The sequence below is a fragment of the Kitasatospora sp. NPDC034035 genome, assembly GCF_055575755.1.
In genome coordinates, this window is sequence record NZ_JBVISA010000018.1 from 151,980 (window position 1) to 172,190 (window position 20,211).

At 73.9% G+C, this 20,211-nt stretch carries 17 protein-coding genes and 1 pseudogene; 12 read left to right on the top strand and 6 right to left on the bottom strand.

What is annotated here, in order from left to right:
- The first annotated feature begins 205 nt into the window (after window positions 1-205).
- The 3 genes from ACZ52J_RS25125 to ACZ52J_RS25135 all read left to right on the top strand — a co-directional run bounded on the left by ACZ52J_RS25125 (window position 206) and on the right by ACZ52J_RS25135 (window position 3,822).
- The gene (locus tag ACZ52J_RS25125; RefSeq protein WP_465621942.1) at window positions 206-970 is read left to right on the top strand and encodes an ABC transporter ATP-binding protein; all 765 of its coding nucleotides are present in this window, start codon (window positions 206-208) and stop codon (window positions 968-970) included.
- Between the two features lie 5 nt (window positions 971-975).
- On the top strand, window positions 976-2,367 hold the full coding sequence (locus ACZ52J_RS25130) for an ABC transporter permease (protein WP_465621878.1): 1,392 nt from the start codon (window positions 976-978) through the stop codon (window positions 2,365-2,367).
- A 231-nt stretch (window positions 2,368-2,598) separates the two neighbouring features.
- On the top strand, window positions 2,599-3,822 hold the full coding sequence (locus tag ACZ52J_RS25135) for a sensor histidine kinase (RefSeq protein ID WP_465621880.1): 1,224 nt from the start codon (window positions 2,599-2,601) through the stop codon (window positions 3,820-3,822).
- Window positions 3,823-4,127: 305 nt separating this feature from the next.
- Here the strand turns inward: ACZ52J_RS25135 and ACZ52J_RS25140 are convergent, their stop codons facing one another.
- Entirely contained in the window at window positions 4,128-4,796 is a 669-nt protein-coding gene (locus ACZ52J_RS25140; RefSeq protein ID WP_465621881.1) for a response regulator, read from the bottom strand.
- A gap of 210 nt (window positions 4,797-5,006) precedes the next feature.
- Here ACZ52J_RS25140 and ACZ52J_RS25145 point away from each other — a divergent pair, with 210 nt between their 5' ends.
- On the top strand, window positions 5,007-5,432 hold the full coding sequence (locus tag ACZ52J_RS25145; protein ID WP_465621944.1) for a MarR family winged helix-turn-helix transcriptional regulator: 426 nt from the start codon (window positions 5,007-5,009) through the stop codon (window positions 5,430-5,432).
- Window positions 5,429-6,931, top strand: a complete 1,503-nt coding sequence (locus ACZ52J_RS25150) for an MFS transporter (RefSeq protein ID WP_465621883.1) — start codon at window positions 5,429-5,431, stop codon at window positions 6,929-6,931. Before ACZ52J_RS25145 ends, ACZ52J_RS25150 begins: the two co-directional genes overlap by 4 nt.
- 13 nt (window positions 6,932-6,944) lie before the next feature.
- Here ACZ52J_RS25150 and ACZ52J_RS25155 read toward each other — a convergent pair whose 3' ends face one another.
- Both ACZ52J_RS25155 and ACZ52J_RS25160 read right to left on the bottom strand, forming a co-directional pair.
- Entirely contained in the window at window positions 6,945-7,475 is a 531-nt protein-coding gene (locus ACZ52J_RS25155; protein ID WP_465621884.1) for a DUF5959 family protein, read from the bottom strand.
- Between the two features lie 317 nt (window positions 7,476-7,792).
- Window positions 7,793-8,791: a ScbA/BarX family gamma-butyrolactone biosynthesis protein gene (locus ACZ52J_RS25160; RefSeq protein WP_465621886.1), complete on the bottom strand. Its 999-nt coding sequence runs from the start codon at window positions 8,789-8,791 to the stop codon at window positions 7,793-7,795.
- 458 nt (window positions 8,792-9,249) lie between these two features.
- On the opposite strand from ACZ52J_RS25160, the gene ACZ52J_RS25165 reads away from it, so the two are divergent.
- The gene (locus ACZ52J_RS25165) at window positions 9,250-9,981 is read left to right on the top strand and encodes a ScbR family autoregulator-binding transcription factor (RefSeq protein ID WP_465621888.1); all 732 of its coding nucleotides are present in this window, start codon (window positions 9,250-9,252) and stop codon (window positions 9,979-9,981) included.
- A 359-nt stretch (window positions 9,982-10,340) separates the two neighbouring features.
- Window positions 10,341-11,195, top strand: coding sequence for an AfsR/SARP family transcriptional regulator (locus tag ACZ52J_RS25170; RefSeq protein ID WP_465621946.1), 855 nt, complete (start codon window positions 10,341-10,343; stop codon window positions 11,193-11,195).
- A gap of 128 nt (window positions 11,196-11,323) precedes the next feature.
- Here ACZ52J_RS25170 and ACZ52J_RS25175 read toward each other — a convergent pair whose 3' ends face one another.
- Window positions 11,324-11,803 carry an SgcJ/EcaC family oxidoreductase gene (locus tag ACZ52J_RS25175; RefSeq protein ID WP_465621890.1) on the bottom strand — a complete coding sequence of 160 codons (480 nt, stop codon included), beginning with the start codon at window positions 11,801-11,803 and terminating at the stop codon, window positions 11,324-11,326.
- A 34-nt stretch (window positions 11,804-11,837) separates the two neighbouring features.
- On the bottom strand, window positions 11,838-12,563 hold the full coding sequence (locus ACZ52J_RS25180) for a TioE family transcriptional regulator (protein ID WP_465621892.1): 726 nt from the start codon (window positions 12,561-12,563) through the stop codon (window positions 11,838-11,840).
- A gap of 111 nt (window positions 12,564-12,674) precedes the next feature.
- On the opposite strand from ACZ52J_RS25180, the gene ACZ52J_RS25185 reads away from it, so the two are divergent.
- Window positions 12,675-13,928: an erythromycin esterase family protein gene (locus ACZ52J_RS25185; RefSeq protein ID WP_465621894.1), complete on the top strand. Its 1,254-nt coding sequence runs from the start codon at window positions 12,675-12,677 to the stop codon at window positions 13,926-13,928.
- Window positions 13,929-13,960: 32 nt separating this feature from the next.
- Here ACZ52J_RS25185 and ACZ52J_RS25190 read toward each other — a convergent pair.
- Window positions 13,961-14,980, bottom strand: a pseudogene (locus ACZ52J_RS25190) (LysR family transcriptional regulator); the annotation flags it as partial.
- 71 nt (window positions 14,981-15,051) lie between these two features.
- Between ACZ52J_RS25190 and ACZ52J_RS25195 the strand changes: the two are divergent.
- The 4 genes from ACZ52J_RS25195 to ACZ52J_RS25210 all read left to right on the top strand — a co-directional run bounded on the left by ACZ52J_RS25195 (window position 15,052) and on the right by ACZ52J_RS25210 (window position 20,194).
- Window positions 15,052-15,783, top strand: coding sequence for a maleylpyruvate isomerase family mycothiol-dependent enzyme (locus tag ACZ52J_RS25195; protein ID WP_465621896.1), 732 nt, complete (start codon window positions 15,052-15,054; stop codon window positions 15,781-15,783).
- Window positions 15,784-15,837: 54 nt separating this feature from the next.
- Window positions 15,838-16,968 carry a PP2C family protein-serine/threonine phosphatase gene (locus ACZ52J_RS25200; RefSeq protein WP_465621897.1) on the top strand — a complete coding sequence of 377 codons (1,131 nt, stop codon included), beginning with the start codon at window positions 15,838-15,840 and terminating at the stop codon, window positions 16,966-16,968.
- 496 nt (window positions 16,969-17,464) lie between these two features.
- Entirely contained in the window at window positions 17,465-18,838 is a 1,374-nt protein-coding gene (locus tag ACZ52J_RS25205) for an MFS transporter (RefSeq protein WP_465621899.1), read from the top strand.
- Window positions 18,839-18,886: 48 nt separating this feature from the next.
- Complete coding sequence (locus ACZ52J_RS25210) at window positions 18,887-20,194, top strand: non-ribosomal peptide synthetase (protein ID WP_465621900.1); 1,308 nt, start codon at window positions 18,887-18,889, stop codon at window positions 20,192-20,194.
- The last annotated feature ends 17 nt before the right edge of the window (window positions 20,195-20,211 follow it).

Below are 20,211 nucleotides of genomic sequence, written 5' to 3' on the forward strand. Positions count from 1 at the left end.
GGGCGACGGCACGCGGCCGTAGCAGCCGCCGTGCGCGTCGTGGGTGACGACCGGTGGAATGTCGGGTCGCGTCGGTGGCCGTTCGAGTCGACTGGTCGAAGGAGTCGGCACCACCTGCGGGGTTCGGTTTTCCGAACCCCGGATTCGGGGGCCAGCACAATCGATCTCCCGGCCCCGGACGCCCACGATGGAGGGCATGAACGGGATGACGACAGCCGCAGCCCCGGCGGCGCATGACGGGGTGACGGGCGCGGCCCTGAGTGGGGACGGGCTGCACCGGGAGTACGGGCGCGGCACGGCGGCGGTCCGGGCGCTGCGCGGAGTGTCCGTGGCCTTCACGCCAGGGACCTTCACGGCGGTGATGGGGCCCTCGGGCTCGGGCAAGACGACCCTGCTGCACTGCCTGGCCGGGATGGACCGGCCGACCCGCGGCACCGTCCGGTGGGGCGACACGGAGGTGTCCGGGCTGCCCGAGCGGCGGTTGGCGGAGCTGCGCCGCACCCGGATCGGGTTCGTGTTCCAGGCCTTCAACCTGATGCCGGCGATGACCGTCGTCCAGAACGTCGAGCTGCCCGGGCGGCTGGCCGGACAGCCGCCGGAGCGGGCCCGGGTACGGGAGGCACTGGCCCGGGTCGGGCTCGCCGGGCGCGAACGACACCGGCCCGGCCAGTTGTCGGGCGGCCAGCAGCAGCGGGTGGCGATCGCCCGGGCGCTGGTCGCCCGGCCGGAGGTGCTGTTCGCCGACGAGCCGACGGGCGCGCTCGACCGGGCGACCGGGCACGACATCCTCGACCTGCTGCGCACGGGCGTCGACACCGACGGCCAGACCTGTGTGATGGTCACCCACGACCCGGTGGCCGCCGGTTATGCGGACCGGGTGCTGCTGCTCGCGGACGGGCTGCTGGTGGACGAACTGGTCAAGCCGACCGCCGCGCAGGTCGGCGAGCGGCTGAGCCGGTTGGGCGGGTGAGCGCGATGAGCAGTCCTGTCCTGGCCCTGTCCGGCGGGCAGATCCGGCGGCGGCCCGCGGCCTTCGCCGGGCTGGGGGCGGCACTGTTCCTGGCGATGGCGGCGGTGACGCTGTTCGGCTCGCTGGTCGCCGCGCAGGTGACGGCCCCGGCGGGGGTGGCACGGGCACCGGTGGCCGGGCCGGGAGTGATGGTGATCGCCGCGGCGTTCGGCGAGATCGCCGTCCTGGTCGCGCTGTTCGTCGTGGCCAACGCGCTCGGCTTCACCCTCCGTCAGCAGCACCGTGACCTGGCCCTGCTGCGCACCGTCGCGGCGACACCCCGCCAGGTGCGGCGGGTGATCCGTGCCCAGGTCCTGGGCACCGTCCTGCTGGCGGCCGTCCCGGGCTGCGCGGTGGGCCTCCTCGCCGCCCGCGCCTTCCTCACCGCCCTGCAGCGGCGCGGGATGGCCGCGCCCGGTCTGCACATACCCGGGTCACCGGTGCCGATGCTGGTCGCGCTCGGCGTGGCGCTGCTGGTCGGGATGGCGGCCACCGCCGTCGCGGCCCGGCGGATCACCCGGCCCGCGCCGGCCGTCGCCCTGACGGAGGGGACGGGCGGCCCGCGGGGGACGGGCGTGCTGCGGCTGCTCGCCGGGGCAGCCGTGCTGGCGGGCGGTGCGCTGCTGCTGAGGCTGGCCGCGACCAGGCCGCCCGGGGAGCTGGACAAGGCGGGGCAGGCCTCGCTGCTCGGTTCGCTGGTGCTGTTGGTCGCGGTCGCCCTGCTGGGGCCGTTGGCGGCGCGGGCGCTGGCCGCCGTGCTCGGCGTCCCGGTCCGGGCGCTCGTCCCGCGGGCCGGCTGGCTGGCCGATGCCAACCTGCGCGGCTACGCGGCCCGGCTCTCCTCGGCCGTGGTCCCGGTCGCGCTGCTGGTCGGGCTCTCCGGCACGATGCTGATCATGACCAGCACCGCCGAACGCGTGGCCCGGGCCACCGGCGCCGCGACCAGCGTCACCAAAGCGAGCGACGTCTGGCTGCGCCAGGCGGAACTCGGCCTGCTGGTCTGCTTCGCGGCGGTCTCCACGGTCAACACCCTGGTCGCGCTGACCGCCGACCGGCGCCGCGAGTTCGCGCTGCTGCGCCTGGTGGGGGCGACGCGACGGCAACTGCTGCGGATGCTCTCCGTGGAGGCGCTGCTGACCACGGCGGTCGGCGTGCTGCTGGGCGCGGCGGTCGCGGCCGCGGCCTCGGGGGCGTTCAGCTGGGCGGTGCGGGGATCGGTGGTGCCGGTGGTGCCGGGCGCGGGGTGCGCCTGGGTGGTGCTGGGCGCGGCGGTCCTGACGGTGCCCGGGATCGTGGGCACGGGGCTGTGGGCGATCGGGGGATCGGCGGTGGAGTCGGTGGGCGGGGAACGGGGGTGAGGTGACGGGTTCGGGCGTGGGGGTGGGTGTGGAGGGGGAAGTGGGGGTGCGGGCGTGGGCGGCGAGGCGAGCGGGTCGGCGGCCGTGCTGGGCGGTGGAGCCGGGGGAAGACAGGGTGATGCGGTGGTGCCTGCGGTACCTGGTGAATGCTGGGGGCCGATCGGCGGGTGAGTGGTGAGGTGGACGGCGGTGCGACGGAAGGCGATGCGGTGGACAGCGGTGACGCGGACGATGGCTGAGCGGCGGCGATTCCTGGCGGTGCGCGGTGACGAGGCGGCGTTCGCCGTCCTCGGACTGCCGCTCGGGGTGCTCGGCGGCGTCTACGCGGTCGCCGTCCTCTACGCCGGGGCACTGCTCTCGCTCACCGTGCTGGGCCTGCCCTTCGTGGTGGCCGCCCTGCTCGGGGCACGGCGGATCGGCCGGCTGCACCGGTGGCTGGTCCGGCGGCTGCTCGACGAAGCGGTGCCCGAGCCGCTGCCGCTGCCCCGCCCGTCCGGGGTGCTCGCCCGGGGCCGGGCGGTGCTGACCGACCCGGTCGCCTGGCGGGTGCTGCTCTACCTCTTCCTACGGCTGCCGGTGGGGGTGCTCGGCTTCCTGGCCGCGATCGGGCTGCCGCTCGGAAGCGTCTGGCTGATGGGCTTCCCGCTCTGGGTACGGCTGCTGGAGCCGGGCCCCAGGCCGGTCGGCTGGTGGGACGTGGGCGCGATACCGGCCGGCCTCGCGCTGCTGGCCGCCGTACCCGCCGTCCTGCGGGCGTTGAGCCGGGCCAACCGGGCGCTCGCCCGCATGCTGCTCGGGCCGGTCCGTTCGCAGCAGCGGGTGCGCGAGCTGGAGAGCGCCCGGGCCACCCTGCTGGCCGAGAACAGCGGCCGACTCCGGCGCCTCGAACGCGACCTGCACGACGGCACCCAGGCGCAACTGGTCGCGCTCGCCATCACTCTCTCACTGGCCGACGACGCCCTCGCCGACCCGGCCGAGCCCGACCTCGGGCGGCTGCGCACCCTGGTCGACCGGGCCCGCGGGCAGACCGACGACACCATCACCGGCCTGCGTCGACTGACCAGGGGCATCCACCCGGTGGCACTGGACGGCGGGCTCGCCGAGGCACTGCCCGGGCTCACCGCCGCCTCGCCGGTGCCGGTCACGGTCCGGCTGGACCTGCGGGAGCGGCCGGAGGAGGTGATAGAACGGGCCGTCTACTTCTGCGCGGCCGAACTGCTGACGAACATGGCCAAGCACAGCGACGCGCGGTCGGCGGAGCTGACCGCGAGCGCGGCCGACGGGACGGTCCGGCTGACCGTACGCGACGACGGGCGCGGCGGCGCCGCGATCGGCACGGGCACCGGACTGGCGGGCCTGGCCGAGCGACTCGCGGCGGTGGACGGGGTGCTGCGGGTGGACAGCCCGCCGGGCGGACCGACGGTGGTCAGCGCCGAGCTGCCCGGCAGGCTCTGACGGGGGCAGGGGCGGCCATGAGAGCGGCTCATGGCCGGGGCATGAGCACCGTTCATGAGTGCTTCGATGAGCGACGCTCATGCGCCTGGCCCATGAGTGACGCTCATGACCGCGCCTATGAGTAACGCTCATGAGGCCAGTCCATGAGCATCGCTCATGACCGCGCGATGAGCGACGCTCATGAGACTGCCCCATGAGTAACGCTCATGCGCTGGCTATGAGAGGGCTTCTTGAGGCCGGGCTCATGAGCGCTGCTCATGACCTGCCCCATGAGTAACGCTCATGAGCGGCCCGATAGGCCCGGCTCAGGATGTGCCGCTCTCCGCGAGGTAGGCGAGCACGGCCTTGACCCGCCGGTTGTCGGCGTCGGTCGCCGGCAGCTCGAACTTGGTGAACACCGCGGCCACGTGCTTCTCCACCGCCCGCTCCGACACCACGAGCTGCGTGGCGATCGAGCGGTTGGAGTGGCCCTGCGCCATCAGTTCCAGCACCTCCCGCTCGCGCGGGGTGAGCGCGTCCACCCGGCTGCGCCGCCGGCCGCGGATCAGCTCGTTGACGATCTCCGGGTCGAGCGCGGTGCCGCCTGCGGCGACCCGGTGCAAGGCGTCCACGAACTGGGAGGTGCGGGCCACCCGTTCCTTGAGCAGGTAGCCGATACCGGCGGCGCCGTCGGCCAGCAGCCGGGCCGCCCAGGTGGTTTCGACGTGCTGGGAGAAGACCAGGATCCCGACCTCGGGCATCGCGGCCCGGATCTCGACGGCCGCCCGGATTCCTTCGTCGGTGTGGGTCGGCGGCATCCGGATGTCCACCACGGCCACGTCGGGCCGGTGCTCGGTGACGGCGGCGACCAGTTCGGACGCCGTACCGGCGGTGGCGACCACCGCGCAGCCGCGCGCGGTGAGGAGTTCGACCATCCCGTCCCGGAGGATCACCGAGTCCTCGGCGAGGACGACGCGGAGCTGATTGTCGATCATGCCGCCATTATCCCGGGCATACGAGGGAGGTCGTCCCGCACCCGCAGAAATCTTCAGCCAAGACTGGACAGTCCAGACTGATGAAATTACCGTGGAACCGTGACCGAGAAGCGAACCGTCCGTACTGCCGCCGCCCTCGCCGACTCCGCTTGCCCCGCTGGCTCGGCTTCCCCCGCTGACTCCGCTTGCCCCGCTGACTCGGCTTCCCCCATCGACTCCGCGGCTCTGGCCGCCCGCGAGTTGCGCGCCGTTTTCAGTCGGCTGCGCCGCACGCTCCGGGAGGCCAGCGGGACCAGCGACCTCACCCCCTCCCAGTCCGCCGTGCTCAGCCGGCTGATCAACGACGGCCTGACCTCCGCGAGTGAGCTGGCCGTCGCCGAGCGGGTCCGGCCGCAGTCCATGGCCGCCACCCTTGCCGGGCTCGAACAACACGGCCTGATCGGGCGTCGGCCCGACCCCGAGGACGGGCGCCGCCAGCTGATCAGCCTCACCGAGACCGGTCTGGGCCGGATCGCGGACAGCCGTCAGGCACGCGAGGAGTGGCTGGCCAGGGCAATGGAGGAGCAGTACACCGAGGCCGAACGCGCCACCGTGCTGGCCGCCTTGACCCTGCTCGACCGGCTGAACCGTCGATGACCGGCCCGGCCGCCCGGTTGGCCCGCCTCCGGGCCAACCGTCGGCAGTCCGCTCCGGACGGCGGGTTCGATCGACGGCTGCTCGTACCGATGGTGCTCGGCTCGGTGCTCAACCCGATCAACTCCTCGATGACCGCGGTGGCCCTGGTGCCGGTGGGGGCTGCCTTCGGCGCGCCGCCCGCCGAGACCGCCTGGCTGGTTACCGGGCTCTACCTCGCCACCGCCGTCGGCCAGCCGGTGATCGGACGGCTGGTGGACACCTACGGCCCGCGCCGCCTCTATCTCGCCGGGACGGCACTGGTCGGCACGGCCGGCCTGCTCGGCGCGCTCGCCCCGTCGCTCGGGCTGCTGATCGTCGCGCGGGTGCTGCTCGGGCTGGGCACCTCGGCGGCGTACCCCGCCGCGATGCACCTCACCCGCGGTGAGGCCGAGCGGACCGGGCGGTCCAGCCCCACCGGGGTGCTGACCGTGCTCGCCGTCGCCAACCAGACCGTCGCCGTGGTCGGCCCGACCCTCGGTGGCCTGCTGATCGGCGCGGGCGGCTGGCGGACGGTCTTCGTCGTCAACGTGCCGCTCTCGCTTGCCTGTCTGGTCCTCGGTGCGGCCCGCCTGCCCGTTGCCGCCGCGCGCCGCGACCGGCAGTACCGGCCTGACCGAATCGGCCGAACCGACCGGGTCGACCGAATCTGCCAAGCCGACCGAATCGGCCGAACGGACCAGCCCGACCAGCCCGACCGCCTCGACCACGCCGGAATCGCGCTCTTCGCCGTCCTGCTCCTCTCGCTGATGCTGTTCCTGATGAAGCCGAGCCCGGCGCTCTGGTACCTGCCGGTGCTGGCCCTGCTGGCCGCCGCCGGCTTCGCCGTCCGCGAGACGCGGGCCCGCACCCCCTTCATCGACTTGCGGGCGCTCGCCCGTAACCGGCCGCTGATCGCCACGTATGTGCGCCAACTCCTCGGCTGCACCGCCATCTACGCCTTCCTTTACGGCTACACCCAGTGGCTGGAGGAGGGGCGCGGCCTGTCCGCCGCCGGCGCGGGGCTGATCCTGCTGCCGCTCTCGCTCACCGCCCTCGCGGTCTCCGGCCTCACCGGTCGCAGTTCGGCCGTTCGCGGCAAGCTCCTGATCGGCTCCGCGTGCCAGATCGCCGCTGGGGCGGCCCTGCTGTGGGTGCGCGCGGACAGCCCGGCCGTTCTGCTGAGCGCGGTCGGTGTGGTGGCGGGCATCCCGCAGGGCCTGATCGGGATCGGCACCCAGACCGCTCTCTACCACCAGGCCGATCCGGCCGCCATCGCCTCCGCGGCCGGGCTGCTGCGCACCTTCATGTACGTCGGCGCGATGGCCGCCTCCGCCGCGAACGCCGCCTTCTTCCGTCGCGGTGCCACTACGGAAGGGCTGCACGGCCTCGCGCTGTTCATGCTCGGCGGCGCGGCCCTGCTCTTCCTCCTGACCCTGCCCGACCGTTCCCTCGGACGGATCGCGAGCCGGATCCGGAAGTGACATTGACGATCCATCAGTTCTCGGTGCGCGGCGTTCCGCGCCAGGCGTGGACGCCGGGGGAGACCTCGACCACCTCGGGCGGATAGGCGGCCCGGACGAGTTCGAGCAGTGCGCGCTGCTCGTCCAGCCAGTCGGGGGCGGGGGAGAGGACGACCCGGAGTGTGACGCCCGAGTTCTCGGTGTCCGAGACGGTCAGCCAGAGCCCGCCGGGCCGCCCGGGTTCGATCCGCAGCTCCGGGCCGTGCTCCTCGTCCAGCCAGCGGACCGCGAACCCCTGGCCGAGCCGCTCCAAGGCCCTTTCCCATTCCTGCAGATGGCGATCGGTCACCAGGGTGACGAAGTGTCCGCGCACCGAGTCCGCGGTGACGGTGATCTCGCAGTCCAGCCAGTCGTGCCCGAGCAGGGAGCCCGGCGCGTGCCGCCCGAGCACCCGTACCCGGACGTTCCGGCCGCCGGTCCGCCCGTTGCATCCGGGGGCTTCGTCGGTGCCGGGACGGTCCGTCAGTCTGATCAACTCGTACTGGTGCGAAGCGACTTCACTCACTGCGTGCTCCCGGTGGCAGCGGATTCAAGGGCTGACATCCTCGCGCAGGTGTTCGCTCCGGTGCCAGACCGAGGGGTGGTGCGTTCCCGCCAGGTTCAGCCCTCGCAGCATTCAGCCTTCGCAGCATTCAGCCCTGGCAACGTTCAGTCCTGGCAACGTTCAGCCCTCGCAACGTTCAGCCGTCGCACCATTCTCCCTCGGTGGCGGTCCGCTCCCCTCGGAGAGGCCGACGGCCCGCCTGACCGTGAGGTCGGGCAGGCCGTTCGGGTGGTGCCGCCGTGCCGGGCTGCCCGGTCCGTACGGCGGTGGGCGTCGGGTCAGCGGTGGTCCGGGTGACCGGTGAGGACGGTGGTGAAGATCGGCTCGCCGTGCTGGTGGCCGGTGACGGTGGTGGTGAGGGCGTCCGGGTCCTCGCCGGGGGTGTGCCGGGCGGTGATGGTGGTGGGCGCGTCGTGCTCGGCGTACCGGTGGAAGGTGGTGGCGGCGGCGGTCGGGGTGACGGCGACCGGGCTGGTCAGCGCATTGGTCGCCTGGCGAGCCGCCTCGATCAGCACCATGCCGGGGATGTGGTCGTTGGCGTGGTCGAAGAGGATCGGGTGCCAGAAGTCGGGGGTGAGGTGCCAGGTGCCCGGTGCGTCGGCCGGGGTGAGGACGACATCGCACGGGCGGAGCCGGCCGACCCGAGCCGGCGGCAGCGGCTCTGCGGTCACGCCGGGCGCCGGCAGCGCGTCGACGTCGTGGCGTCCTCGGCGGAGCCGCTGGTAGGTCGAGTTCGAGACGGTGGTGAAGCGGGAGTGCCCGGTGGCGGCCAGGTGTGGACCGCGCCGGACGACCGTGCTGAGCGTGAAGTCGACGGTGTTGCGGGTGCGGCGCGGCTGGGCGACGAGCTTCGCCTCGATGGTGAGGTCGGTGGGCTTGGGGCCGATCAGCAGCCGGCGCGGCCGGGTGGCGTAGTCGAGGTTCCACATCATGAACTTGTGGTCGAGCGGGACATCGAACCGGGTGTGCGCGAGATAGAGCCCGACTTGGCGGATCGTTTCAGCAGCTTGGATCGGGTCGTGCCGGGTACCGTCCGGGGTGCTGAAGAAGGTGTGCGCCCGGGGCCATTGCGCGGAGACCGCGAAGGTGGTCTCGTCCAGCTGCTCGCTGCCGGTGAGGAACACCTCGGCGTGGCAGGCCCGGTGGACGTACTCCTTGGCGACGGTACTGGTCAGGCGGGATGCCGGGCCGGTTGCCGGGCCCGGGCCGGGGAGGGCCCCGGTGGCCTCGGCGGTGGTGAGGGCGTCGGCAGGCGTGCGGAAGGCAAGCAGAGTCATGGGGAGCGCTCCGAAAGGCCGTAACGGGCGGGGTGGGCTGCTCAGGGCTCGTAAGATACGTACCTACCGGTTTGCTTTTCAAGGAGCCAGAACGAAGGTTCGTCGGCGGCCGAGCGGGGCGTTCGGATACGCCCCAAAGGGGTCTGAGCCCTTCCGCAGCCTGTGCCGGATTGGTGAAGGCCGGTTGACCTGCGGTGATTTCATGACTCAGACTTGACGAGTTCATTATCACGAGGGGGGTTTCCGTGAGGGTGACGGCCACAAGTAGGAGCTGCTGCTCCGGTTCTAGGGCTCCAGCGAAGACTCGGGCACTTGGTCGACTCATACCGTCCGCGCGGGTTCCAGCGCCAAGAGGCGGGCCCCTATGTGACCTGGGACGCAGGGATCGCCGCAGGATTCGCGGGTAAGATACGGGGTGTTTGGTTTTATTTGCCGAGCGTTTCGGGTGGGTGGTTGCGGTGGTGCGGCAGGAACGGGCGGTCCGAACGCGTCGGCTGATCCTGGAGGCGGCGGCGTCGGTCTTCGACGAGTGCGGGTACGAGGGGGCGACGATCGGTGAGGTCGTCGCCCGCGCGGGAGTGACCCGCGGCGCGGTGTACTTCCACTTCGCGTCCAAGCGGGAGCTCGCCCAGGGGGTCGTGGAGGAGCAGTTCGGCCGGGACGAACTTCCCGAACGGCAGTGCAAGCTCCAGGAGTTCGTGGACCTCGGGATGGTCGTCGCCCATCTCATGCCCCGTGACCCGCTGTTGAGCGCGGGCGCGCGGCTCTCCCTCGGCCAGGACGTGTTCGGCGACTTCAGCGGCGGCGCCGCCCCCGGGTGGATCCAGCGGGCCGAGAGCGTGCTGATGATGGCCGGCGAGCGCGGCGAGCTGCTGCCGCAGGTGGTGCCCGCCGAGACGGCGTGGCTGGTGACCGGGGCCTGGACGGGGGTGCAGATCCAGTCCCAGAAGATGTCCGGCCGGGCCGACCTGGAACGCCGGATCGCCGTCCTGTACCAGCACTTGATGCCGAGCATCGCCGTGCCCGGGGTGCTCGCCACGCTCGACCTCGGGGCGGACCGGGGTGGTCGGGTGGTGGCCGAACTTGAGGCGGCCCGGGCCGCGGAGGCCGGCGAAGGCGGGGCCGGCGAGGACGAGGTCGCCGAGGCTGAGGTCGCCGAGGCGGGCGTGGGCGGGATCGGCTCGGTCTGACGCCGGCGGCCCCGCTTCCTCGCCGGTCGGCCGGCCGATGGGTCGGTCGGTCGGGCGATCAGTCGGACGATCGATCGGGCCGGTCCGACGCCGGCCGGTGTCGTCTGCCCTCCCCATTTCGGGCGGCCGGTCCTGACGCCGGCTGGTCCGCTGTCCTGCTCCCCAGGGGCGATTGCTCCGCCTAAAAACAAACAGCGCGTTCGGTTTTGTATTGACAAACCGTCCGTCCTGTTTTTGGATAGGTGTCGGGTGCTCAGCCGATCCCTCCGCGCAACCTCGCGGGGGCCTCGAGCAGCGGAGCACCCGCCCGGCCGGTGGCCGTCGGGGTCGCCGACCCGTCTGGATTTGGGGTGGACGTCGTGGAAATCCGGGTGCTGGGGTCCTTGGGGGTCCAACTGTGCGGGGTGTCGGTGGTGCCGACCGCCCCGAAGCCGCGGCAGGTACTCGCCCTGCTCGCCTTACGGGCCGACCAGGTCGTTCCGGCCGGCGTCCTCGCCGACGAACTGTGGTGTGGCCGGCCGCCGCGCAGTGCGCGGACCACCGTGCAGACCTACGTCCTCCAACTGCGCGACCTGATCGACCGCGCGCTAGCCCAGGGCGACGGTGGTCCGGGGGCGTCCTGCGCCAAGGACGTCCTGGTCACCTCGGCCGGCGGCTACATGCTGAACAGCGGAGGCGGCCTCGTCGACCTCCAGGAGTTCGACCGCCTCGCCGGGCACGGCTACCGCGCCATGGATGCCGGTGACTTCCCGCTCGCCGCCCGCCAGTTGGGCGAGGCGCTCGCGCTGTGGCGCGGACCGGCCTTCGCCGACGTCCCGGTCGGCGGTCAACTCGCCGTCGAGGCCAAGCGGTTGGAGGAGACCAGGCTCTGTGCGTTGGACCAGCGGATCGAGGCGGACCTGCGGTTGGGCCGCCACCGCGTCCTGCTCGCCGAACTCACCGTCCTGGTCGACCGCTACCGCACTCACGAGAGCCTGCACGGCCAGTACATGATCGCCCTGCACCGTTCCGGGCGCCGCGGCGAGGCCCTCGAGGCCTACCAGCGCCTGCGGAACACCCTGGTACGGGAGTTGGGCATGGAGCCGTCCACCGTGCTGCGCCGCCTCCAGCGCTCCATCCTGCTCGCCGGCCCCGAGCGGCCCGACCAGGACCAGCCGGCCGCGCCCGCCGACGGAGCCGCCGCCCGCCCCGCCCGCCTCAGCCGGGTCGGCTGACCCGGGCGGCCTGAGTCGCAGGTTCGCGGCAGGGCGAACGGCGGCAGGACGAACGGCGGCAGGACGAACGGCGGCGGGGAGAACAGCGGCAGGGCGAACGGCGGCGCGGTGGTCGGCCGTTGACCGAACTAGGCGGCCTTCACCTCGGTGTTCTGGCCGACCTGCAGCAGCCACCGTCCGTCGTCCTGCTTGGTCATGACGTAGAGCGGGGAGCCTTCGGAGCCACCGTCCGCCCGGCCCTCCGCCCCGCCCGCCGCCGGCTGGTAGACCTGTCGCACCTTGACGGCCGCCACGTCGGGGCGAAGGAAGCGGATGTGCGCCACCTCGTAGGTGACGTCGCCGCTCCAGTTCGCGGCGGGCAGGACGGCGCGGGTGAACTCGGCGATCGCGTCGAGGCCGAGGAGGACCTTGCCGTGGGCGGTGGTCCAGAGGGCCTCGGGGTGGAACAGTGCGAGGAAGCCCTCGGCGTCCTTGGCACGCTGGGTGCGTTCGACGGTGGCGACGATCCGCTCGATGGCCTCGACGTCCGCGGCGCGGGCGTCGGTGCTGGTGTCGGTGTCGGGGCTGAGAGTGTTGCTGACTGGGCTGTCTGCTGCCTGGGTGTTCATGCGGATCACTCTTGTCCCTCAAGTCCACTTGAGGTCAAGCCGCTTGGTGGAGTGGAGCCAGGGCGAGGTACTCGCCGAGACGGGCGGCGGCAGTGAGCATGGCGAGGCCCCTGGCGGTGAGGTGTCGCTGCCAGCCGTCGAGGGCCGCGGCCAGTTCGTCGGTGCCGCCCGCCGTGCGGATCTGCCGGACCACGGTGGCGATGTGGTCCAGCCGGTACCCGCCCCGCCGCAGCAGGTGGGCGAGTTCGGCGTCGCGGACGTCGGCCGGGCCGTAGACGCGGTGGCCGGTGGCGCGGTCGCGGGCCGGGGTGAGGATGTCGGCGGCCTCCCAGGCACGCACGGTCGCGGGAGTGACGCCGAGCCGGTGCGCGACGTCGCCGACGCTGAGGGGGCCGGACGGCATCGGACGCTCGGGCGCCGTTGACTGTGTGGCGGGTGCGGCCGTGAGGTGGCCGACGGCGTCCCGGACGGCGGCGAGGGTCTCCCGGTCGCGCAGCAGTCGGGCGTGGCCGCGGTCGAGGGCGGTCAGGGCCTCGTCGAGGCGGTCGGCGTGGAGGGTGGTCATGACCAGGCCGGCGGTCGCGTGCCCGTACGCCGGGACGAGGGCGAGGAAGGCGCGCAGGGCGGCCGCGTGCAGCTCGGTGTAGATCCGGTAGCCGGTGGGGGTGCGGGCGGCGGGCGGGAGGCAGCCGTCGCGTTCGTAGTTGCGGACCGCCTGGGTCGAGATGCCGTGCTCGCGGGCGAGGTCGGAGGGGCGCATGGTCGTCTTCCGTTCGAGCGCGTTTGAGGCTTCGCGTCCAGTTCTCGCTGCAGTCGACGGGCTGGCTGGGGCAAAGTCTCAACCGTTCTTTCAAGGATACGCTTGAGGTTCATGAGCCAGGACATTCACGACTTCGTCACCCCGTCGTGCGAGCTGCTGGGGCTCGGCGAGCCGACGCACCAGGAGCCTGCATTCGGCTGGGTCCGCAACGAACTGTTCGCCCGGCTGGTCGACCGGGGCTTCCGGTCGATCGCCCTCGAAACCGACCGGGTGGCCGCGCTCGCCGTGGACGACTACGTCCGGGAGGGCGTGGGCACGTTGGACGCGGCGCTGAGCGAGGGCTTCTCGCACGGCTTCGGGGAGCACGACGCCAACCGCCGACTCATCGCCTGGATGCGCGAGTTCAACCGGAACCGACCGCCGGGGGAGCAGCTGTCCTTCCACGGCTTCGACGCCCCGACCGAGACGTACAGCGCCCCCAGTCCGCGCCGCTACCTCGAGCACGCCCGCGACTACCTGCGACTCGACCTCGACATCGCCGGTCCGGCCGGGGAGGACGAGCGCTGGAGCCGAGCCGAGGCGGTGCTGGACCCGGCGCAGTCGCCCGGTGCCACCGCCGAGGCCGGGCGGCTGCGCTGCCTTGCCGACGACCTGCTGCTCCGACTCCACGCGCGGGCGCCGGAGTTGATCGGCGCGACCTCCCGGGCCGAATGGCTCAGGGCCAGGACGCGGCTGACCGCGGGCATCGGACTGCTGCGCTACCACGCGCAGTCGGCGGTCCGGGGCCTGACCCCGAGCGACCGGTTGAGCGGTCTGCTCGGGGTGCGGGACGCGCTCATGGCGCAGAACCTCCTCGACATCCGCGACCTCGAGGCGCAGCGCGGCCCGACCCTGGTCTTCTCGCACAACCAGCACCTGCAGCGGAACCCCAGCGCCTGGGCACTGGGGGAGCTGGACTGCGGATGGAACAGCGCGGGTCGCATCGTCGGCGCGCTGCTGGGCGAGCGGTACGCCTTCGTCGCCGGGAGCCTGGGGCGCAGCGAAGCGATCCGGCTGGGCGAGCCGGCGCCGGACACGTACGAGGCGTTCCTGCAACGGCCGGATGTGCTCTGGCAGTTGACGGAGGCGGTGCTGCCCGCGGGCCGGACCCGCACCGACACCACACCGCGGCAAGGCTACTTCCCGCTCAATCGGGAGGTGCTCGACGGCGCGGCCGCGCTCCTGCACATCGGCGACGGCGCGGCGGCAGCCGCAGCATCGGCGGCGCGGGACACACGGGCACGGGCGGCGCCGGACGGACCGGCGGCGTCGGGCACGCCCGCGGCGTCGGACGCGTCGGTGGCACCGGCGTCGCCGCGGGGCTGAGGAACCGCCGGGCCCGGGTAGGCCGTCCGCAGGTGGGACAGCAGGGCGGCGGTCGGCGGCTCGGTCGGCCGTCCGCTCGGCCAGGCCAGCGCGATCCGTACCAGCGGGACGGGATCGGCCAGCGGGCGGACCCGCAGCCCGGGTGCCGGGCCCGGGTTCGGCAGGATGGCCACGCCCAGCCCGTGCGCGGCGAGTTCGGCCAACTGTGGTGGCGCGGCGGCCTCGACGCCGACGGTCGGGCGCGCCCCGGCCTCGGCCAGGGCGCGCTCCAGCGCGGTGCGCATGCCGGTGCCGCGCGGGGTGCTCACCAGGGCGTGCCCGGCCAGCGCGGCGACCGGGAGCGCGTCGTCCCGGCTGGTGCGGTTCCGAGCGGTGGCATCGCGGATGCCTTCGCAGATGGGTTCGTCCCGGGCGGTTCCCTGCGGGGCGCCACCGAGCGGGGAGGCGCTGCTCAGGGCGGTGGCGAGCGGGTGGTGCTCGGGGCAGGCCGCGACCAGCGGGACCTCCAGCACGGTGTGCAGGTCGAGTCCGGCCAGTGTCGTCCAGCCGTCGTCGTCCTCGCGTCCGCTCGCGGCGGCGGGCAGGCCGATCACGGCGAGGTCCAGCCGCCCGTCGCGCAGCGCGGCGAGCATGCCCGCGGTGGTGTCCTCGGCCAGCGAGAAGTCGATGCAGGGGTGCTCCTGGCGGAACGCGGCGAGCGTGGTGGCGAGTCCGGGGAACGTGCCCAGCTCGGACGGCGGGGTGAACGCCGCTCCGGCGACCATGCCCAACCGGACGTGGCCGCGCCGTTGGCCGCCGAACTCCTGCGCCGTCCGCCGGGCCGCCGCGGCGGAGGCGAGTGCCGCCCGCGCGTGCGGCAGTACGGCCTCGCCGACCGGCGTGAGGCGCACGGTGCGACCCGAGCGGTCGAGCAGCCGGTGCCCGAGTTCGCGCTCCAACTGCCGGATCTGGGAACTGACCCCGGGCTGGGTCAGGTGCAGCAGCTGCGCGGCGCGGGTGAAGCTTCCGTGCTGGGCGACGGTGACGAAGTACCGGAGCTGCCGCAGTTCCATAACTGCTGATCATAGGCGGCAGAACTCCCTGCTCTTGGACGGGTGAACGGTTCCGGCCGCAGGCTGGACGCATGGAAACCGTGTCGAAGGACCAGGGCGCCGGGCAGCTCGACTGGATCCGCGAGCAGATCGCGGCCGAACGCCGCGAACTCGCCGAGGTGTTCGCCGCCCTCACCCCGGAGCAGTGGAACGCGCCCTCGCTGTGCGGGGGGTGGCGGGTCCGCGAGGTCGCCGCGCACATGAGCACCGGCTTCCGGCACTCGACGGCGCGTACGGCCGTGGAACTCGCCCGCTCCGGCGGAAACGTCCACCGCATGGCCGACCGGATCGCCCGCCGCGACGCCGCTGCGATGACCGAGCGCGAACTCGCCGCCGCGATGGCCGACCACGCCGGCCACCCGTGGCGCCCACCGGTCGGCGGCCGGATCGCGGCGCTCGCGCACGACGCCGTCCACGGCCTCGACATCACCCTGGCGCTCGGTCTGCCCGCCCGCCTGCCGGTGGCGCGCACCACGGCCCTGCTGGCCGGTGTCTCCCTGTGGACGCTGCGATTCTTCGGGGCGCGGGTGGACGGCGTCCGCCTGGTGGCGACGGACGCCGACTGGTCGTACGGGCGCGGTCCGCTCACCGTGGCGGGACGGGCGGAGCACCTGCTGGCGGTGGCGTACGGGCGCCGGGTGCCGGAAGGACTGCTCTCGGGGTCGGGCGCGGGGCGGTTCGGGTGGGGCGGGCAGGGCGAGGCCCGGGGCGGAGGTACTCCACCGGGGCCGGGCGGCCGTCATGCGAGTTCGGGGGGCCCGTGACTACGATCGGAAGAAGTCCTTCCGGATGGTGGTGAGACGGAAGCCAGGTCGCCGATGCCTCCGAGGTCCGTGCAGTGGCCGCCGTACGTGCGGGTCGCGCCGTGGTTGCTGATCGTCGGCGGGCTGGTGTGGAACTCGCTGGACCCGACCGACTACTGGGGCGATCCGCTGCTGGCGGCGGCCGCCGTGCTGGCGGGCTCGCTGCTGCGGCTGCGGGACACCGTCGCGGTCGGGATCGCCAATGTGCTCGGGATCCTGGTGCTGTCCACCCAGGACGCGTCGATCGGGACGGGGGACGGGTACCTGGAGCTGGCGAACACGGCCTTCGCCGCGCTGCTCGGGGTCGGGGTGAACCGCGTGGTGGCCCGGCACGGGCGGCGGCTGGAGCGGATGCGGTCGGTGGCGGAGGCGGCGCAGCGGGCGGTGCTGCCGGAGCCGCCGGCACGGGTGGGGGAGCTGTCGGTCGCGGCCAGTTACCACGCGGCCCAGGACGAGGCGCTGATCGGCGGGGACGCCTATGCGCTGCAGATCACCCCGTACGGTGTGCGCGCGCTGATCGCGGACGTGCGGGGCAAGGGGCTGCACGCGGTGGGGGCGGTCTCGGTGCTGCTCGGGGCCTTCCGGGAGGACTCGCACCGGGTGCCGGAACTGGCCGCGCTCGCGGACGCGCTGGAGGACTCGCTGCTCCGGGAGGCCGACCTGCTGAGCGAGGAACTGCGGCTGGAGGGGTTCATCACGGCGCTGCTGGTCGAGTTCCCGCCGGGGGAGGGGACGGTGCGCACGCTCGACTGCGGGCACCCCGGCCCCTATCTGCTGGGCGCCGACGCGCACACGCAGAGCCCCGGCCCGTACCCGCGAGGCGGTGAGCCGGCGGTGCGGCGGCTGGACACGGCCGACCCGGGGCTGCCGCTGGGGATGGGCGGGCTGGGGGTCGCGCGGCCCGCGCCGGAGAGCCGGCCGTTCCCGCCCGGGTGCACGCTGCTGCTGGTGACCGACGGGGTGACCGAGGCCCGGGACGCGGCGGGGGAGTTCTACGACCCGGTGCTCGGGCTGGCTCCGCTGGGTCCGTTCGCCGGGCCGGCCGAGGTGCTGGACGCTCTGGTGGCGGACGTCGAGCGGTGGACCGGCGGGCCGCGGGACGACGACATGGCGGTGCTGGCGATCACCCGCCGGGCGGGCGGATGACAGGCGTGCGGATGACAGGCGTGCGGATGGTGGGCGTGCGGGTGCCGGATGCCGGGTGGCGGGCCGGTGCTACGGCGCCCGGCCGAGTGTCGATACGAGGTACGAGGTACGAGGAGCGGCGGTGACGCCCGTACGGCGGTCTCCTGGACCAGTTCGACGGTTGCCGACGGTCACGCCGGTATCACGATGAGGTGTCGGTACGGCAGCACTCCATGGAATTCGGCCAAGTTGAGCGGCGCCGTCCGGTGGCCGGAAAGACGGTGTCCGCATAGCGGACGATGAAATGGACGGATGGCCCCGGCGGCGCCCCGGGCGCCCTTCGGCCTGTGCCGCCTTGGCAGAGGGGCGGTCCGGACGTCGAGGCCGGTCCATAAGGGGGCGTAGGAGGCGCGCAAGAGGCGGTCGGGGGAGTGGCGGGATCGGGCCGCGCTGTGGTTCGTCCGGAAACGGACCTGGCGCTTGCCCCGTGTCGAAGGGGTGGCCGAGAGTCGAACCAATGAACGAGAAGCCTCGCCCTCGCCAGGCCCGTCTGCTCGACCACCGCGATTTCCGGCTCCTGTTGACCGGAGCCGCGGCGGCCCAGACGGGCAGTCAGGTCACCCTGGTCGCGCTGCCATTGGTGGCGGTGATCGTGCTCGACGCCACCCCGCTCGAGGTCGGTCTGCTGACCGCCGCCGAGACCGCCGCCTTCCTGTTGGTCGGCCTGCCGGCCGGCGCCTGGCTGGACCGGATGCGCAAGCTGCCGGTGTTGATCCGCGCCGACCTCGTGCGCTGTCTGGCGGTGGGGTCGATCCCGCCGGCGGCGGCGCTCGGGGTGCTGACCATGCCGCAGCTCTACCTGGTGGCCCTGGTCACCGGGGTGGCCACGGTGTTCTTCGACGTTGCCCACCAGTCCTTCCTGCCCGCCGTCCTGCCGCGCGAGCAACTGGTCGGCGGGAACGGGGCGCTGGAGACGGTCCGCTCCTCGGCGCAGATCGCCGGGCCGGGCCTCGGCGGGGGGCTGGTCCAGCTGCTCGGGGCGCCGCTCGCCATCGTGGCCGACGCCTGCGGCTACCTGGCCTCCGCGCTGCTGCTCGCCCGGATCCGGGTCGAGGAGCCGCCGCCGGAGCCGACGCCCGGGCGCTCGCTGCGCGCCGAGGTCGGGGAGGGCGTCCGCTTCGTGCTCGGACACCCGCTGCTGCGGGCGATCGCCACCGCCACCGCCGTGTCCAACCTGTTCGCGGCCGTCCTGATGGCCGTACAGACGGTCTTCTGGGTACGGGTGCTCGACCTGGCGCCGGGCGCCATCGGCATGCTGCTGTCGACCTCCGCCGTCGGCGGGCTGGCGGGCGCGCTGTGTGCCGGCTACCTGGCGCGGCGGGTCGGACAGGCCCGGCTGATCTGGCTGTCCACGGTGGTGACGGCGCCGTTCGCGGTGCTGTGGCCGCTGTCCGGCGGCGGCGCGGGCGTGGTGCTGTTCGGCCTCGCCTCCGGGGTGGTGCTGTTCGGCGCGGTCGCCTACAACGTCGCCCAGGTCAGCTTCCGGCAGAGCGTCTGCCCGCCCGAGCTGCTCGGCCGGATGAACGCCACCATGCGCTTCCTGGTGTGGGGCACGTTGCCGATCGGCGCGCTGGGCGGCGGGATCGTCGCCGACGCGGCCGGGCCACGCGCCGCGCTCTGGCTCTGCGCGATCGGCTTCCTGCTCGTGCCGGTGCCGCTGCTGCTGTCGCCACTGCGGCGGATGCGCGACCTGCCGGGCGGGGACACACCGGGCGGCGGCACGCCGGACGCGGAGGAGGCCGCCACCGCCGAGCACACCGCCGGGAGAGCGATCACCGCCGAGCGGCCCACCACCGCCGAGGAGCCCGCCGCGAGCACCAGCACCCCCTGACCGACCCCAGACCTGCCGAGCCGCGACCGGAAACCGGAGACCGTTCCCGTGCACGCCAGCATCACCTCCGCCTACCTCGCCCGGTACCGCTCCGCCGCCGCCGACTCCCCGGCGGAGCTGCTCCCGCTCACCGGAGCCCAGCGGCGGTTCCTGATCAGCCGCCGACTCGCGCCGCACAGCCGCTCCGACGTCGTCCCGCTGTTCTTCGCCTACCCGCGCGGCACCCTCGACCAGGACCGGTTGGCCCGCGCCGCCGCCGCGGTCGCCGCCCGGCACCCGGCCCTGTGCGGCGCCTTCGCGACCGTGCGCGGCACGCCCGTCCTGCGGGTCGGCGGCCCCTCGGCCGAGGCCGCCCGGATCGCCGTCGCCCCCGGCCGAACGGCCCGCGAGGCGCTGCGCGAAGCCCTGCTGGACTGGCCCGCCGACGGGCCCGCCCTACGCCTGCTGGTCGCCCAGGAGCCGGAGGGCGACGAGGAGTTGCTCGCCCTCGCGCTGGACCACGCGGCCTGCGACGAGCAGTCGCTCGGAGTACTCACCGCCGAGCTGAGCGAAGCGTACGAGAAGGACGAGGCACACGAGCGGGGCGAGGCACCGGCGGCCGGGCCCGCACCGCAGGCCCTGGCCGACTACCGGCAGGCCGTCGAACTCCAGCTGGCCGCCGAGGACGCCGCCGGCGGGCCCGCCGCGCAGGCCCACTGGGGCCGCCGGCTCGGCGCGCTGACCGGGGCGGGCGGCGGCGCGGCCACGTCCACCGGGATGCTCACCGAGCGGCTGCCGGCCGCCGAGGGCGCCGCCCGCAGCGCCGTCTTCCCGGCCCTGCTGGACGCCGTCGGGGCCGCCGCGCACCGACTGCACCGGACGGACGGGGGGCCGCTCGCGCTCGGCTACCCGTGGGGCGGCCGACCGGTCGGCTCGCCCGCCGCGCTCGGCTGCTTCCTCAACACCCTGGTGCACCCGGCCGGTTCGAGCACCACGGACGACCTGGACACCCTCGCCGACGCCTGGTGGGACGACCTCGACCACGCCGGCACCCCGTTCGACGAGGTGGTGCGCGCGGCCCGTACCGCCGGGGCGCCGTGGACGGGAGCCCTGGACGCCATGCTCACCCTGGAGGACCTGCACCGCCGCCCGCCGTTGGTGCTCGGCGGCACGCCCGGCCGGGAGACCCACCTGGCCGGACGGCCGCTCGCCGCCCCGCTCGCGGTCTCCGCCTCGCACGGCGACGACCTGCTGGTCCGGCTCGCCTGGGACAGCGACCGCTTCCCCGAGGCCGACGCCCGCGCCGCCTTCGACGACCTGCTCGCCGTGCTGCGCCACCACCTGCACGCCCGGCCAGGCCCGGACTCCCACGCCTGACCTTCCGGGCCTGACCT

Coding starts and splice junctions, on each gene's coding strand:
- ACZ52J_RS25160 (WP_465621886.1), bottom strand. CDS start 8,791: ATGACTCTGCTTGCCTTCCGCACGCCTGCCGACGCCCTCACCACCGCC.
- ACZ52J_RS25185 (WP_465621894.1), top strand. CDS start 12,675: ATGAGCCAGGACATTCACGACTTCGTCACCCCGTCGTGCGAGCTGCTG.
- ACZ52J_RS25205 (WP_465621899.1), top strand. CDS start 17,465: ATGAACGAGAAGCCTCGCCCTCGCCAGGCCCGTCTGCTCGACCACCGC.
- ACZ52J_RS25125 (WP_465621942.1), top strand. CDS start 206: ATGACGACAGCCGCAGCCCCGGCGGCGCATGACGGGGTGACGGGCGCG.
- ACZ52J_RS25200 (WP_465621897.1), top strand. CDS start 15,838: ATGCCTCCGAGGTCCGTGCAGTGGCCGCCGTACGTGCGGGTCGCGCCG.
- ACZ52J_RS25195 (WP_465621896.1), top strand. CDS start 15,052: ATGGAAACCGTGTCGAAGGACCAGGGCGCCGGGCAGCTCGACTGGATC.
- ACZ52J_RS25135 (WP_465621880.1), top strand. CDS start 2,599: ATGGCTGAGCGGCGGCGATTCCTGGCGGTGCGCGGTGACGAGGCGGCG.
- ACZ52J_RS25130 (WP_465621878.1), top strand. CDS start 976: ATGAGCAGTCCTGTCCTGGCCCTGTCCGGCGGGCAGATCCGGCGGCGG.
- ACZ52J_RS25175 (WP_465621890.1), bottom strand. CDS start 11,803: ATGAACACCCAGGCAGCAGACAGCCCAGTCAGCAACACTCTCAGCCCC.
- ACZ52J_RS25180 (WP_465621892.1), bottom strand. CDS start 12,563: ATGCGCCCCTCCGACCTCGCCCGCGAGCACGGCATCTCGACCCAGGCG.
- ACZ52J_RS25140 (WP_465621881.1), bottom strand. CDS start 4,796: ATGATCGACAATCAGCTCCGCGTCGTCCTCGCCGAGGACTCGGTGATC.
- ACZ52J_RS25150 (WP_465621883.1), top strand. CDS start 5,429: ATGACCGGCCCGGCCGCCCGGTTGGCCCGCCTCCGGGCCAACCGTCGG.